This is a genomic window from Paramicrobacterium humi (assembly GCF_900105715.1).
GTDB classification, from domain to species: domain Bacteria; phylum Actinomycetota; class Actinomycetes; order Actinomycetales; family Microbacteriaceae; genus Paramicrobacterium; species Paramicrobacterium humi.
Window position 1 is genome coordinate 114,658 of sequence record NZ_FNRY01000002.1, and the last position, 12,837, is coordinate 127,494.

Sequence of the window (12,837 nt, forward strand, 5' to 3'; positions counted from 1 at the left end):
CTCAGCCGAGCGATCTACAATGTGTTGCATGAACGTGCAGCTTCGAACCGGTGAACCGATCCCCGCTGGTGGATCGACCGACGTGCTCGATCGTGAGCTCGAAGAGCTTCTCGAGAACGAGAGCATCGAGCCCGGCGACCACGAGCGGTTCTCGCACTACGTCAAGAAGGACAAGATCCTCGAGTCCGCCATCACGGGGAAGCCGGTGCGTGCCCTGTGCGGGAAGAAGTGGACGCCGGGACGCGATCCCGAGAAGTTTCCCGTCTGCCCGGAGTGCAAGAAGGTCTACGAGCGACTGCGCGACTCCTGAACGGACTGCGCGCGCTCAGTCCGCGATGACGGTGGGGAGGGCCGGATCGCCGCGCCCGAGACGGAACGCGTCCGCCGGCAGTTCTTTGCGCACCGCCGCGTGGTGCTCGCGCGCCCGCAGCGTGCCCTCGGCTCCCGTGTGGTGCTCGTCGACGAAGCCGTTCTCGATCAGCGGCACGAGCAGCGGTCGTTCGGCCGCCGGGATACCGTGCGCGTCTTCAGGGCCGAGCCCGACGTAGACGCGCTCCTCCACCGCGACGCCGTTCCCGTCGCGACGACGAGTGGCGAATTTGCGGCCACCGATCGATGCCTTGCCCGCCGACGCCTTCGCGACAGGAACCCAAGAGCCGTCGTCGCCCTCGTGAGCGACGAGCTTGTAGACCAGACCGGCCGCGGGGGAGCCCGACCCGGTGACAAGTGACGTGCCTACTCCGTACGAGTCGACGGGCACGGTCGCGAGCGTCGCGATCGCGTATTCGTCAAGATCGTTCGTCACGGTGATCTTCGTATTGCGCGCGCCGAGGCCATCAAGCTGCGCACGCACTTGCAGAACCAGTGTCGGCAAGTCCCCGGAGTCGAGGCGGATGGCGCCGAGCTCCGGGCCGGCGACTCGGATGGCGGTCTCCACGCCCGCCGCGATGTCGTAGGTATCGACGAGCAGGGTTGTTCCGGGTCCCGATGCCACCACCTGCGCGCGGAAAGCCTCCTCCTCGCTGTCGTGCAGGAGGGTGAACGAGTGCGCTGCCGTGCCCATCGTCGGCACACCCCACGCCCGTCCCGCCTCGAGATTGCTCGTGGCGTCGAATCCGGCGATGAAGGCGGCGCGAGCGGCCGCGACCGCCGCGTCCTCATGCGCACGCCGTGACCCCATCTCGGCCAGAGGGCGACCGCGGGCGGCGGTCACCATGCGCGTCGCCGCCGTCGCGACGGCCGAGTCATAGTTCAGGATGCTGAGGATGAGGGTCTCGAGAAGCACGCCCTCCGCGAAGCTGGACTCGACGATGAGGATCGGTGACTCGGGAAAGTAGGCTTCCCCCTCGCGGTATCCCCAGATGTCGCCCCGGAAGCGGTAGTCGGCGAGCCAGTCGATCGTGGCGGCGCCGACGACGTCGTTCGCGGCGAGCCAGTCGAGCTCGACGTCAGTGAACCGGAACTCGGAGATGGCGGTGAGAAGCCGGCCGATTCCTCCGACGACGCCGAAGCGCCGGGCGCCCGGCAGGCGCCGGCCGAAGGCCTCGAACATGCAGCGTCGATCCGCGGTTCCGTGCTTGATGGCGGCTTCGAGCATGGTGAGCTCGTATCGGTCGGTGTGCAGTGCCGTCGACGTGTCCACACGGCAAGCCTAGCGGCGGGGCGGCTAGGCTTGGTGCGTGAACGATGCGCCAATAGGGATATTCGACTCCGGCGTCGGCGGTCTGACTGTTGCGCGTGCGATCCAGGATCAGCTCCCGCACGAATCCCTGCTGTATGTCGGCGACACTGCGCACTCACCGTATGGACCGAAACCCATCGCCGACGTTCGCCGGTACTCCCTCGAGGTCCTCGACGATCTCGTCGCCCAAGGGGTGAAGATGATCGTGATCGCGTGCAACACCGCGTCATCCGCGATGCTTCGCGACGCCAGGGAGCGATACGCCGTGCCTGTCATCGAGGTGATCCAGCCGGCCGTGCGAACCGCGGTGACGACGACCAGGAACCACCGCGTCGGCGTCATAGGGACCGAGGGAACGATCAACTCGAGGGCCTACCAGGACGCGTTCGCGGCGGCCCCCGACCTGACGATCATCGGCCGAGCCTGCCCGCGATTCGTCGAGTTCGTCGAAGCCGGCGTCACGACGGGAAGCGAGGTCATCGCCGTCGCGCAGGAGTACTTGCAGCCGCTGAAAGACGCGAACATCGACACGCTCGTGCTCGGCTGCACCCACTACCCCTTCCTCAAGGGCGTCATCTCCTACGTCATGGGTCCCGACGTCACGCTCGTGTCGAGCGACACCGAGACCGCGAACGACGTCTACCGCACTCTCGTTGACCGGGGGATCGAGCGAACCGCGCCCACACCGCCTGTGCACCGCTACGAGGCGACGGGAGCGAGCGCAAGCGACTTCCTCGAACTCGCCCATCGACTGATCGGACGCGAGATCTCTCGCGTCAACCTCGTGCAGACGGGCGCGCTCGACCTCGCTTCCCTGCACGCCGCACTCAACGAAGGAGACCATTCGTGACCACACGCAAAGACGGCCGCACCACTGATCAGCTGCGCCAGGTGACAATCGAGCGAGGCTGGAGCGACCAAGCCGAAGGGTCCGCTCTCATCTCGTACGGCAAGACGCGCGTGCTGTGCACGGCCTCGTTCACGCCGGGCGTGCCACGGTGGCTCACAGGCAAGGGCCGCGGCTGGGTCACGGCCGAGTACGCGATGCTGCCCCGCGCGACGAACGAGCGTTCCCGTCGCGAATCCGTCAAGGGTCGCATCGGCGGGCGGACTCACGAGATCTCGCGCCTGATCGGCCGCAGCCTTCGCGCGGTCGTCGATACCAAGGCACTCGGCGAGAACACCATAATGATCGACTGTGACGTGCTGCAGGCAGACGGCGGAACGCGAACGGCGTCGATAACGGGCGCCTACGTCGCACTCGCCGACGCGATCGAATGGGCTCGCGGCAAGGGGCATGTCGGGAAGAACTCGACACCGCTCATCGACAGTGTGTCGGCGGTCTCGGTCGGCATCATCGACGGCGAACCCATGCTGGATCTCGCCTACGTCGAGGACGTGCGCGCCGAGACGGACATGAACGTCGTCGTCACCGGGAGAGGACTCTTCGTCGAGGTGCAGGGAACTGCGGAGGGCGCTCCGTTCGACCGGCGCGAGCTCGACTCGCTCCTCGACCTCGCGGTCGCCGGCGCCGCCGAGCTCGGCGACATCCAACGGAACGCTCTGGCCGCCTCATGAGCCTCATCGTCGTGCTCGCAACCCACAATGCGCACAAGGTCGCCGAGTTCCAGAAGATCCTCGGCGCCGAGCTTCCCGGCCTCGAGGTGCTGCCGTATGACGGTCCCGAGCCCGTCGAAGACGGCGTGACCTTCGCCGACAACGCGCTCATCAAAGCGCGCACGGCGGCGCGGCACACCGGACACATCGCGCTCGCCGACGACAGCGGCATCAGCGTCGACGTTCTCGGCGGATCGCCCGGCATCTTCTCCGCCCGGTGGTCCGGCACACGAGACGATGAAACGAATCGTCGTCTTCTGCTGGCCCAGATCGCCGACATGTCGAGCGAGCACCGGCGAGCACACTTCCACTGCGCCATCGCCCTCGTTGTGCCGGACGGGACGGCGGACGCCGGACTCGAGCACGTCGCCCACGGCGATTGGCCCGGCGCGATCGCCACTGAGGAGCACGGTGAGAACGGGTTCGGCTACGATCCCGTCTTCGTGCCCGAAGGATTCGAGGTGACGGCCGCACAGCTCTCGCCCGGGCAGAAGAACGAGATCTCGCACCGCGCTCGAGCCTTCCGGGCGCTCGTTCCCGTGCTGGCGCGACTCGACGGCGGAACAGCCGTCCTTTCGGAATGAGAACGGGCATCATTCCTATCAGGCCCGCCGGCTGGCCAAGAGCGGCCGCGCGAGCTTAGCGTTGAAGCATGGCACACGACCATGCGAGCACGACGACGAACCGCGCGAAACTGCGGATCGTCGTCGTCATCGTGGCTGCCATGCTCGTCGCCGAGGTCGTCGGCGGCATCCTCACCGGGTCTCTCTCCCTGCTCGCCGACGCCGGCCACATGTTCTCCGACCTCACGGGCCTGCTCATCGCCCTCGTCGCGATCAGCATCGCCGCCCGTCCCGCGACGGATCGGCACACGTGGGGGTTTCAGCGCACCGAAGTGCTCGCCGCGCTCCTGAACGGGCTGATCCTCGCGGCCGTCGCCGTCTCGGTGGCGATCGAGGGCGTGCGCCGGCTCGTGCGCCCCGAGCCGGTCGACGTCGAGGGCGGCTGGATGCTCGTCGTCGCGATCGCCGGGCTCGTCGCGAACGCGGCATCGCTCATGATCCTGCGCGACTCCGCACAGCAGTCGATAAACATCAAGGGCGCCTACCTCGAGGTGTTCGGCGACCTGTTCGGCTCCGCCGTCGTCGCCGCGGCCGCGATCGTGATCTTGCTCACCGGTTTCGCTCCGGCCGACGCGATCGCATCGCTCGTCATCGCCGCGGGCATCCTGCCGCGCGCGGTCATCCTGCTGCGCGACGTGTGGCGGGTGCTCAACGAATCGACACCCGTCGGCATCGATGTGGAGATGCTGCGTGAGCACTTGCGATCGGCGGACGGCGTCGTCGACGTGCACGACGTGCACGTGTGGCTCATCACCTCGGGAGAGCCGGTGTTCACGGCGCACGTCATCGCCGATGCCGCGGTCTTCCGCGAGGGCCGCACGGGAGAACTGCTCGACACGCTCGGAGCGTGCTTGTCGGGCCACTTCGACGTCGCGCACTCCACGTTCCAGCTGGAGCCGGAGCAGCACGCGGGGCACGAGGACAAGCACCACGCGTGAGGGCGCCGCTCAATCGTGGTGCTTGTCGAACGTCGTCGCGTCCAATCGCAGCTTGCTCGCCGCTGCGGCATCCGTCTGCGTCGTACCGCCGGCGGCGGCGGCGCGCTTGGCCTTGCGGCTCGAGGCGAGGTAGTGCCACGCCGTCGGCACGACGCTCACGACGACAGCGGCGATGAGGATGAGGTCGATGTAGTCCCGCACGAACTCCGCGATCACCGGGACGTAACTGAGGAAGAAGCCGAAGCACGTGAGCCCCGCGCCCCACAGCAGCGCGCCGATGAGGTTGTACAGGCTGTACTTGCGGTAGTTCATGTGACCGACGCCCGCGGCCACGGGCGCGAACGTTCGCACAACGGGAACGAATCGGGCGAGGACGACGGCGATCGCGCCGAACCGCTCGAAGAACGCGTTCGTGCGCTGCACGTTCTCGATGCTGAACAGCCCCGACTCCTTGCGTTCGAAGATCTTCGGGCCTGCCTTATGGCCGATCAGGTAGCCGACTTCGCCGCCGAGGAACGCCGCGAGCCCGATGAACAGCGCCACCCACCAGATGTCGAACCCGATCCCGGGGTGGAAGGCCAGCAGGCCGGTGATCACAAGGAGGGTGTCGCCGGGCAGGAGGAAGCCGACGAGCAGCCCGGTCTCGGAGAACACGATGATGCACACCACGAGCAGCGCCCACGGGCCGGCGGACACGATGATGTTCTCTGGGTCGAGCCAGGGAATGAGTCCTGCGTGCACCATGAGGTGAAGCTCCAAACGTGGGGAGTCGAACAGGCTGCGCCTGAGTGCGGAAGGTGGGACTTGAACCCACACGCTCGAAAGCACAGGAACCTAAATCCTGCGTGTCTGCCAATTTCACCACTCCCGCGGAGACTCCAGTTTATTGAAGTTGGGAGTTTCTGGCTGTGAGATCTCCATGAAGTAGCGGCGGCGTTATTGTGGATAACTTTCACAGGCGCTGCGCGATTTCGGCAGGATGGCGGAATGAGCACAGCGGCCGACATCATCGCCGAGCGAGTGCGGGAGCGCGTGCGGCGCGAGGGAGCCGATCTCGCCGAGCACGCGGGCCTCGCAGAACGGTATGTCAGCGAGGAGATGCGGCGCTACGCCGAGAAGGCGCTCGCCGGATCGCAGCCTCTGATCAGCGACGAATCGAGCGCCTCACGGGAGATCATCGCTTCGCTCACGGGCCTCGGTCCGCTGCAGGATTTCCTCGACGACCCGCGCATCGAGGAGATCTGGATCAACAGTCCCTCTCGCGTATTCGTCGCGCGCAACGGCGTGCCCGAACTCACCTCGGTCGTGCTCACGGAAACGCTCGTGCGCGACCTTGTCGAGCGGATGCTGCAGTCGACGGGGCGGCGCGTCGACGTCAGCTCGCCCTTCGTGGACGCGTCACTGCCCGACGGCTCCCGACTCCACGTCGTGATCCCCGATGTGACCCGGCGGCACATCAGCGTCAACATCCGCAAGTTCACGAAGCGCATCCGCGATCTCGGCGAGCTCGTCCGCCGCGGCTCGCTCACCGCCGACGCAGCCGACTTCCTTCGCGCATGCGTGCGCTCGGGACACAACATTCTCGTCTCCGGGGGAACGCAGGCCGGCAAGACAACGATGCTCGGCGCGCTCCTGGCCGCCGCGCCGCCGAGTGAGCGCATCGTCACCGTCGAGGAGACCTTCGAGCTCGATGTGAGCGCTTCGGACGTCGTCGCCATGCAGTGCCGCCAGGCGAGCCTCGAAGGAACCGGTGAGATCACGCTGCGCCGACTCATCAAGGAGGCCCTGCGGATGCGACCCGACCGGCTCGTCGTCGGGGAGGTGCGCGAGGCCGAGAGCCTCGATCTGCTGATCGCGCTCAACGCGGGGCTGCCGGGAGCGTGCACGCTCCACGCGAACTCCGCGCGGGACGCCCTCACGAAGCTGTGCACGCTTCCGCTGCTCGCGGGACGCAACATCGACAGCGCCTTCGTCGTGCCGACCGTGGCGTCGTGCATCGACGTCGTCGTGCATTGCGCTCTCGACCACCAGGGCCGGCGGTTCGTGACGGAGATCATCACGCCGACGGGGTCAAACGAAGCGGGCGTGATCCCGGGCAACCAGATCTTCGCGCGCCAGCACGGCGTTCTGACGGCGACGGGCAACGCGCCTACGCGAACGGCGAAGTTCGCCGCATCCGGAATCGACATCGGCGCTCAACTGCGCAGGATGGGGACGCGCTCGTGACCTGGCTGGTCGGCGGCGCCCTCGGAGCAGGTCTCGTGCTCATCATGATCGCCGTGGCCTTTCCCGACACGTCCCTCGCCCCGCACGGCTTCCGACCGGGTCGGCTGCAGACCGCGATCCGCACTCGGCTCACGCTCGCTGGATTCGGGCCGGTTCCGGTGCCGGTTTTCATCGGCGTCTCGGTCGTTCTCGCTCTTCTGGCCGGAGGAGCGGCCCATGTCGGCTGGGGCGTCATCGCGCTCACCGTCGCCGCGGCGGGTGCTGGGGCACTCCTGCCGAGTCTCGTCGTCGGTTGGCGAGCTCGCGCCCGCCGGCGGGCGCACCGGATGCTGTGGCCCGACGTCGTCGACCACCTCATTGCGTCGATCCGCTCCGGCGCCTCTCTCCCCGATGCGGTCGCGGCGCTCGCGACCGCGGGCCCCGAGCCGCTGCGGCCCGCATTCGCCGAGTATGCGCGTGACTACCGGGCGACGGCGTCGTTCAGCGGCAGCGTCGAACGACTCAAAGGCGCCCTCGGCGATCCTGTCGCCGACCGCATCCTCGAGACTCTGCGCATGGCGCGGGACGTCGGCGGGACGGAGCTGCCGAGCGTGCTGCGCAGCCTCGCCGCATCGCTGCGTGACGAGACCGCGCTGCGCGCCGAGGTCGACGCGCGGCAGTCGTGGGTGCGCAACGCGGCGAAGCTGGGCGTCGCGGCTCCGTGGCTGATCCTCGTGCTGCTAGCCACCCGTCCCGAGGCAGCCATCGCATACAACTCCGCCGTGGGAACCACCGTGATCATCGTCGGCGCCGCAGTCTCCGTCGTCGCCTACCGCATCATGCTCTCGCTCGGCAGACTGCCCGAGGAACGCCGGTGGTTCAAATGAGCGCCGTCCTCGGCTTCGCGCTCGCTTTCGGCGCGCTTCTCGGGCTCGGACTGTGGTCTCTCGTCGCCATGACGCCGCGGCTGCGTGCGCAGCGACTCGCGGATCGGCTGGCGCCGTATCTCGTCGACGTCTCGGAGGAAGCGCGACGGAGCACGGAGAAGCGGCTCGCGGATCCGATCCCCGTGCTGGGGCGGCTCGTTTCGCCTCCGCTGTACCGCGCGACCGTTCTGCTCTCTCGCGTCCTCGGCGGAAGCGCTGCCATCGAACGCTGGCTGTCGCAATCGGGCAGCCGCGCGAGCGTGCAGGACTACCGCGTGCGCCAGGTGCTTTCGGGACTCGCGGGGCTCGGCGCCGGTGCGCTGCTCTCGGTGGTTCTCGTGACGCACGCGGCGCCCGTGGCCACGGTCGTGCTGCCCGTCGTCGGTGCGGTGACCGGCATCGTGTGCTGTGATGTGCTGCTGCGGCGTCGGGCGGCGTCGCGGGTGGCCCGCATCACCGAGGAAGTGCCGACCGTGCTCGAGTTCATCGGGCTTACGCTCTCTGCCGGCGAGGGCGTCGTGGACGCGCTGCGCCGGGTGGCGCGTGTCGGCTCCGGGGAGTTGAGCCGCGAGTTCGCGGCCGTGCTCGCGGATACCGGCGCGGGTGTTCCGCTTGTCACGGCCCTCTCGGACTGCGCACGGCGCACCGGTTCGCCGCCACTGACGCGAGCGGTCGAGCAGCTCTGCGCGGCCATGGAACACGGTGCGCCGATCGCCGAAGTGCTGCGGGCGCAAGCGCATGACGCGCGCGAGGATGCGAAGCGTCGACTGCTTGAGGCGGCAGGTCGCAAGGAAGTCACGATGCTGATCCCGCTCGTGCTTCTGATCCTGCCGCTCTCGATCGCCTTTGCCCTGTTGCCGGGGTTGTTCGTGCTGAGAGCCGGGTTCTGAACCGGCGTGGGAAAGAGGAGAAGGAAGATGACAATCTGGGCATGGCTGGCCGCGCGCTTTGCGGCCGCCGACGACGAGTCCGGTGATGTGCCGGGCTGGGTGTTGATAACGCTCATGACCGCCGGACTCGTGATCTTGATCTGGGGACTGGCGGGGCCCGCGTTGTCCTCCATCTTCGAGCAGGCGATATCCAAAGTCTCGGGCATCTGACAGGCTCATCGTGCCGAGGATCGACTGGCGCTCGGACTCCGGCTCGGCCGTCGCGGAGTTCTCGATGGTCGCGGGGCTGCTCACCCTGCTCACTCTCGCGGTCGTGCAGCTCGGGCTCGGTCTGCTCGTTCGCAACACGGTGCTCGATGCGGCTGCGGAGGGGGCGCGCCATGCCGCCCTCGCCGACAGCAGCCTTCCCGCGGGCGAGCAGCTGACGAAGCAGCTCATCGCGACGGCGATCGGTGAGCAGTACGCGGCAGACGTGTCGGCCTCCTACGGCACGTGGCATGGCCAGCCCTGCACGCAGATCACGGTGACGACGACGCTGCCGCTCATCGGACTGATCGGAGTGCAGCATGGCCTGGAGGTGACAGGGCATGCGGCGCGCGAAGTCCTTGACTGATCTGATCCGCGACGAGAGGGGTTCGGCCTCCCTCGAGTTCATCACCGCCGGGCTGATCCTGCTCGTTCCCCTCGTGTACCTTGTCATCGCGTTGGCGGCGCTCCAGGGCGGCTCCCTCGCCGCGACCGGAGCGGCCCGGCAGGCCGCGCGCGTGTTCGTCCTCGCCGAGGATTTCGACCAGGCGGCCGCACGCGTGCATGACGCCGTCGCCGTCTCGCTCGCTGACTTCGGCCTCTCGACCGAAACCGCAGACGTCGCGATCCGTTGCAATGCAGGCGCGGGTGAGGCGTGCCTCGCGCGCGATGAGATCGTCACCGTGACTGTGCGGGTATCGGTGCCGCTTCCGCTCGTGCCCGACGTTCTCGACCTCGACAGCGCGGCGCGGGTCCCGGTCGAAGCGACGGCCGTGCAGAGAGTGTCCCGGTTCTGGAGTGGTGACTGATGCGGCGCGACGACGAGGGTTCGACCCTCATCCTGACCATCTTCTACGGTGTGTTCGCGCTGCTGCTCGTGCTTCTCGTCGCCGCCATCACCTCGCTGTACCTCGAGCGCAAGCAGTTGTCGAGCCTCGCGGACGCCGCCGCGCTCGTGGGCGCTGAAGCGTTCACGATCGCGGACGTGTCCGCCGGGTCCGGAGGCCCGACGCTGTCGCTGCGCTCGCCGCACGTGCAGGATGCCGTTGCCGGATTCCTCGAGGAGGCGCCGACCGACGGCTTTGAAGGTCTCTCCCTCGAGCGCGCAGCGTCCCTCGACGGCGTGAGCGCGACAGTGACGCTGTCGAGCTACTGGCGTCCGCCCGTTGTCACGGTCTTCCTCCCGGAGGGGATCCGGATCGACGTCACGAGTGTGGCCCGCTCGGTGTTCGACGACTGATTCAGCGTCCCGTGCCCGGCACGAAGCGCGGCACCCAGTGCGCCATGATCGCGACTCCCGCGACCGCCAGGAACCCGAGCGCGCCGGCCGCCGCGGCGAGCGAGACAAGTGCGGTGAGACCAGCGATGACGAGCGGCGACGCTGCCGCACCGGCATCCGTCACGAATCGCCACGCCCCCAGGAACGGCGCCGGGTCACCGGGATCTGCGAGATCGGCGCCAAGGGTCATCAGGATGCCGCTGCTCATGCCGTTCGCGACGGCGAGCAGCCCCGTCGCGATGATCAGCCACAGCACCGCGTCGGCGACGTCGTGCGTCGCGCTCAGCAGGACGAACCCTGCCCCGAGCCCGGTCAGGGCGGGAAGCGCGCCCCAGAGGCGGCCGTAGCGGTCCATGACATGCCCGCTCACATAGAAGAGAGCGAAGTCCAGCGCTCCCGCGAGGCCGATGAGCAGCGCCGTGCTCGCTTCGTCGACGCCGAGGCTCACAGCCCACAGCGGAATCAGTACCGTGCGAGCCGAGCGGAGCGCCGCGATGATGGAGGCCCCGACGCCCACGGTGCCGAGCACGCGCGCATTTGCGGCGAGCGTCGCGAACAGGCCCGTCGACTCGCGGCGAGTGAGCTGCTCGCCTTCGCTCTCGTGCTCACCGCCGCTCGGAACCTCGGCGTGCGCCGCTCCGAAGACGCGCTCGGGATCGGGCAGCACGAGCAGAACGACGGCCGTCGCGAGGCAGAACAGCACCATCGTCCAGTACACCCCGGCCATGCCCCCGGTGAGGTGGATGATCGGGGCGGAGAGGAGCGGCCCGATGAAGTGCCCGCAGCGGAAGACTCCGCCGAGGAGCGACAGCGACCGGGCTCGGTAGCGCTTGGGTACGTATGTGGTCATGAACGCGTGCCGGGCAAGCGCGAAGACTGCCGTCGCAAGCCCGAGAACGAAAACGCCGACCCCGAGAGCGAACGCGTTCGGCGCGAGCATGATCACTGCGACCGCGGCGAGGGAGACGGCGACGGCGGCGATCATGGCGTTGCGCTCGCCGATGCGGCTCACGAACACGCCGCTCGGGATATCGCCGAACAGCTCGCCCACCGTGAGCATTGCCGCGATCGCACCGGCGATGGCGATGCTCGCGCCGAGATTGCTCGCGGCGGCGGGGATGAGCGGGATGAGCGCGCCCTCGCCGATTCCGAACAGGAGCGTCGGGAGATAGACGGCCGCGGCGACCGAACGAAGCGAGAACGCGGGGGAGTCGGCGGTCATGTCCGGACAAGCCTAACGCCGCGCGACGGCCGCAGATCCCGGTCGGCCCGGGCACGGTAGGGTTGAGAGAACATGCTAGAGCTCGATTTGAGCGCGGATATCGCCGCGCTGCGCACAACCTTCGCCGACATTCGCACGGTGCTCGACGTCGACAAGCTGAAGGCCGACATCACCGATCTCAGCGAGAAGGCGGCCGCCCCCGACCTGTGGGACGACACGGATCGCGCGCAGGCCGTCACGAGCCAGTTGAGCCACAAGCAGGCCGATCTCGCCCGCGTCGAGGGCGTCGAGCGCCGTCTGGACGACCTCGAGGTGCTCGTCGAACTCGCGAACGAGGCCGACGACAAGGATTCCGCCGATGAGGCGATCGCCGAGCTGTCCGCTCTCAAGACGACGATCGGCGACTTCGAGATCCAGACGATGCTCAACGGCGAGTACGACCCCCGGCCGGCGGTCGTGACGATTCGGGCCGGCGCGGGCGGCGTCGACGCCGCGGACTTCGCGGAGATGCTGCTGCGCATGTACCTGCGCTGGGCCGAGCACCACGGCTATCCGGCGAAGGTTCTCGACACGAGCTACGCGGAAGAGGCGGGCATCAAGTCGGCGACGTTCGAAGTCGACGCGGACTATGCGTTCGGAAAGCTCTCGATCGAGGCGGGAACGCACCGACTCGTGCGGATGAGCCCGTTCAACTCCGCGGGCAAACGGCAGACGAGCTTCGCCGCCGTCGAGGTGATTCCGCTCATGGAGGAGGCGACGTCCGTCGACATTCCCGAGACGGACATCCGCATCGACGTGTTCCGGTCGTCCGGGCCAGGCGGGCAGTCGGTCAACACCACGGACTCCGCCGTGCGCATCACGCACTTGCCGACCGGGATCGTTGTCTCGATGCAGAACGAGAAGAGCCAGATCCAGAACCGTGCCGCGGCCATGCGGGTGCTGCAGTCGCGGCTGCTGCTGATGCAGCGCGAGCAGGAGGCGGCGAAGAAGAAGGAGCTCGCGGGGAGCATCACGGCGAGCTGGGGCGACCAGATGCGGTCGTACGTCCTCGCGCCGTACCAGATGGTGAAGGATCTCCGCACCGAGTATGAGGTCAACAACCCGTCGAACGTCTTCGACGGCGACCTCGACGGCTTCATCGCCGCCGGCATCCGCTGGCGATCGATGAAGCACGACGACTGAGCGAATTCGGCGCGACTGAGGTGAGTCG

General features: G+C 68.0%; 16 protein-coding genes and 1 tRNA gene. 13 read left to right on the forward strand and 4 right to left on the reverse strand.

Annotated features, from left to right (window positions below):
* Positions 1-28 precede the first annotated feature (28 nt).
* The gene (locus BLV49_RS15680; protein WP_091187649.1) at positions 29-310 is read left to right on the forward strand and encodes a DUF3039 domain-containing protein; all 282 of its coding nucleotides are present in this window, start codon (positions 29-31) and stop codon (positions 308-310) included.
* Between the two features lie 15 nt (positions 311-325).
* Here the strand turns inward: BLV49_RS15680 and BLV49_RS15685 are convergent, their stop codons facing one another.
* Positions 326-1,642 (reverse strand): nicotinate phosphoribosyltransferase, encoded by a 1,317-nt coding sequence (locus BLV49_RS15685; RefSeq protein ID WP_091187650.1) that lies wholly within the window; start codon positions 1,640-1,642, stop codon positions 326-328.
* A 37-nt stretch (positions 1,643-1,679) separates the two neighbouring features.
* On the opposite strand from BLV49_RS15685, the gene murI reads away from it, so the two are divergent.
* From murI to BLV49_RS15705, 4 genes are all read left to right on the forward strand, one after another.
* The gene (murI, locus tag BLV49_RS15690) at positions 1,680-2,531 is read left to right on the forward strand and encodes a glutamate racemase (protein WP_091187652.1); all 852 of its coding nucleotides are present in this window, start codon (positions 1,680-1,682) and stop codon (positions 2,529-2,531) included.
* On the forward strand, positions 2,528-3,259 hold the full coding sequence (gene rph, locus BLV49_RS15695) for a ribonuclease PH (RefSeq protein WP_091187654.1): 732 nt from the start codon (positions 2,528-2,530) through the stop codon (positions 3,257-3,259). Before murI ends, rph begins: the two co-directional genes overlap by 4 nt.
* Complete coding sequence (rdgB, locus tag BLV49_RS15700) at positions 3,256-3,882, forward strand: RdgB/HAM1 family non-canonical purine NTP pyrophosphatase (RefSeq protein ID WP_091187656.1); 627 nt, start codon at positions 3,256-3,258, stop codon at positions 3,880-3,882. Before rph ends, rdgB begins: the two co-directional genes overlap by 4 nt.
* Before the next feature lie 68 nt (positions 3,883-3,950).
* Entirely contained in the window at positions 3,951-4,859 is a 909-nt protein-coding gene (locus BLV49_RS15705) for a cation diffusion facilitator family transporter (RefSeq protein WP_091187658.1), read from the forward strand.
* Positions 4,860-4,868: 9 nt separating this feature from the next.
* Here the strand turns inward: BLV49_RS15705 and BLV49_RS15710 are convergent, their stop codons facing one another.
* On the reverse strand, positions 4,869-5,603 hold the full coding sequence (locus BLV49_RS15710) for a DedA family protein (RefSeq protein WP_091187660.1): 735 nt from the start codon (positions 5,601-5,603) through the stop codon (positions 4,869-4,871).
* A gap of 45 nt (positions 5,604-5,648) precedes the next feature.
* Positions 5,649-5,730, reverse strand: a tRNA-Leu gene (locus BLV49_RS15715).
* A 116-nt stretch (positions 5,731-5,846) separates the two neighbouring features.
* Between BLV49_RS15715 and BLV49_RS15720 the strand changes: the two genes are divergently transcribed.
* From BLV49_RS15720 to BLV49_RS15750, 7 genes are read left to right on the forward strand one after another with little or no spacing between them, the layout of a single operon-like run.
* Positions 5,847-7,085 carry a TadA family conjugal transfer-associated ATPase gene (locus tag BLV49_RS15720; RefSeq protein ID WP_091187663.1) on the forward strand — a complete coding sequence of 413 codons (1,239 nt, stop codon included), beginning with the start codon at positions 5,847-5,849 and terminating at the stop codon, positions 7,083-7,085.
* Positions 7,082-7,951, forward strand: coding sequence for a type II secretion system F family protein (locus BLV49_RS15725; RefSeq protein ID WP_091187665.1), 870 nt, complete (start codon positions 7,082-7,084; stop codon positions 7,949-7,951). Before BLV49_RS15720 ends, BLV49_RS15725 begins: the two co-directional genes overlap by 4 nt.
* Positions 7,948-8,880, forward strand: coding sequence for a type II secretion system F family protein (locus BLV49_RS15730; protein WP_091187667.1), 933 nt, complete (start codon positions 7,948-7,950; stop codon positions 8,878-8,880). The genes BLV49_RS15725 and BLV49_RS15730 overlap by 4 nt, the downstream gene beginning before the upstream one ends.
* Before the next feature lie 27 nt (positions 8,881-8,907).
* Positions 8,908-9,090, forward strand: coding sequence for a hypothetical protein (locus BLV49_RS15735; RefSeq protein WP_091187669.1), 183 nt, complete (start codon positions 8,908-8,910; stop codon positions 9,088-9,090).
* A 10-nt stretch (positions 9,091-9,100) separates the two neighbouring features.
* Positions 9,101-9,493 (forward strand): TadE/TadG family type IV pilus assembly protein, encoded by a 393-nt coding sequence (locus tag BLV49_RS15740; RefSeq protein ID WP_245723740.1) that lies wholly within the window; start codon positions 9,101-9,103, stop codon positions 9,491-9,493.
* The gene (locus BLV49_RS15745) at positions 9,486-9,935 is read left to right on the forward strand and encodes a TadE family protein (RefSeq protein ID WP_245723741.1); all 450 of its coding nucleotides are present in this window, start codon (positions 9,486-9,488) and stop codon (positions 9,933-9,935) included. The genes BLV49_RS15740 and BLV49_RS15745 overlap by 8 nt, the downstream gene beginning before the upstream one ends.
* Positions 9,935-10,366, forward strand: a complete 432-nt coding sequence (locus BLV49_RS15750) for a pilus assembly protein TadG-related protein (protein WP_091187676.1) — start codon at positions 9,935-9,937, stop codon at positions 10,364-10,366. The genes BLV49_RS15745 and BLV49_RS15750 overlap by 1 nt, the downstream gene beginning before the upstream one ends.
* A gap of 1 nt (position 10,367) precedes the next feature.
* Here the strand turns inward: BLV49_RS15750 and BLV49_RS15755 are convergent, their stop codons facing one another.
* Positions 10,368-11,627, reverse strand: coding sequence for an MFS transporter (locus tag BLV49_RS15755; RefSeq protein ID WP_091187678.1), 1,260 nt, complete (start codon positions 11,625-11,627; stop codon positions 10,368-10,370).
* A gap of 72 nt (positions 11,628-11,699) precedes the next feature.
* On the opposite strand from BLV49_RS15755, the gene prfB reads away from it, so the two are divergent.
* Positions 11,700-12,809 (forward strand): peptide chain release factor 2, encoded by a 1,110-nt coding sequence (gene prfB, locus BLV49_RS15760; RefSeq protein WP_091187680.1) that lies wholly within the window; start codon positions 11,700-11,702, stop codon positions 12,807-12,809.
* The last annotated feature ends 28 nt before the right edge of the window (positions 12,810-12,837 follow it).

What these genes read in the sequence shown, in the direction of transcription:
- BLV49_RS15730 (WP_091187667.1), top strand. Translation starts at nt 7,948, where the DNA reads ATGAGCGCCGTCCTCGGCTTCGCGCTCGCTTTCGGCGCGCTTCTCGGG.
- BLV49_RS15710 (WP_091187660.1), bottom strand. Translation starts at nt 5,603, where the DNA reads ATGGTGCACGCAGGACTCATTCCCTGGCTCGACCCAGAGAACATCATC.
- BLV49_RS15735 (WP_091187669.1), top strand. Translation starts at nt 8,908, where the DNA reads ATGACAATCTGGGCATGGCTGGCCGCGCGCTTTGCGGCCGCCGACGAC.
- BLV49_RS15755 (WP_091187678.1), bottom strand. Translation starts at nt 11,627, where the DNA reads ATGACCGCCGACTCCCCCGCGTTCTCGCTTCGTTCGGTCGCCGCGGCC.
- prfB (WP_091187680.1), top strand. Translation starts at nt 11,700, where the DNA reads ATGCTAGAGCTCGATTTGAGCGCGGATATCGCCGCGCTGCGCACAACC.
- BLV49_RS15750 (WP_091187676.1), top strand. Translation starts at nt 9,935, where the DNA reads ATGCGGCGCGACGACGAGGGTTCGACCCTCATCCTGACCATCTTCTAC.
- BLV49_RS15705 (WP_091187658.1), top strand. Translation starts at nt 3,951, where the DNA reads ATGGCACACGACCATGCGAGCACGACGACGAACCGCGCGAAACTGCGG.
- BLV49_RS15680 (WP_091187649.1), top strand. Translation starts at nt 29, where the DNA reads ATGAACGTGCAGCTTCGAACCGGTGAACCGATCCCCGCTGGTGGATCG.
- BLV49_RS15720 (WP_091187663.1), top strand. Translation starts at nt 5,847, where the DNA reads ATGAGCACAGCGGCCGACATCATCGCCGAGCGAGTGCGGGAGCGCGTG.
- rdgB (WP_091187656.1), top strand. Translation starts at nt 3,256, where the DNA reads ATGAGCCTCATCGTCGTGCTCGCAACCCACAATGCGCACAAGGTCGCC.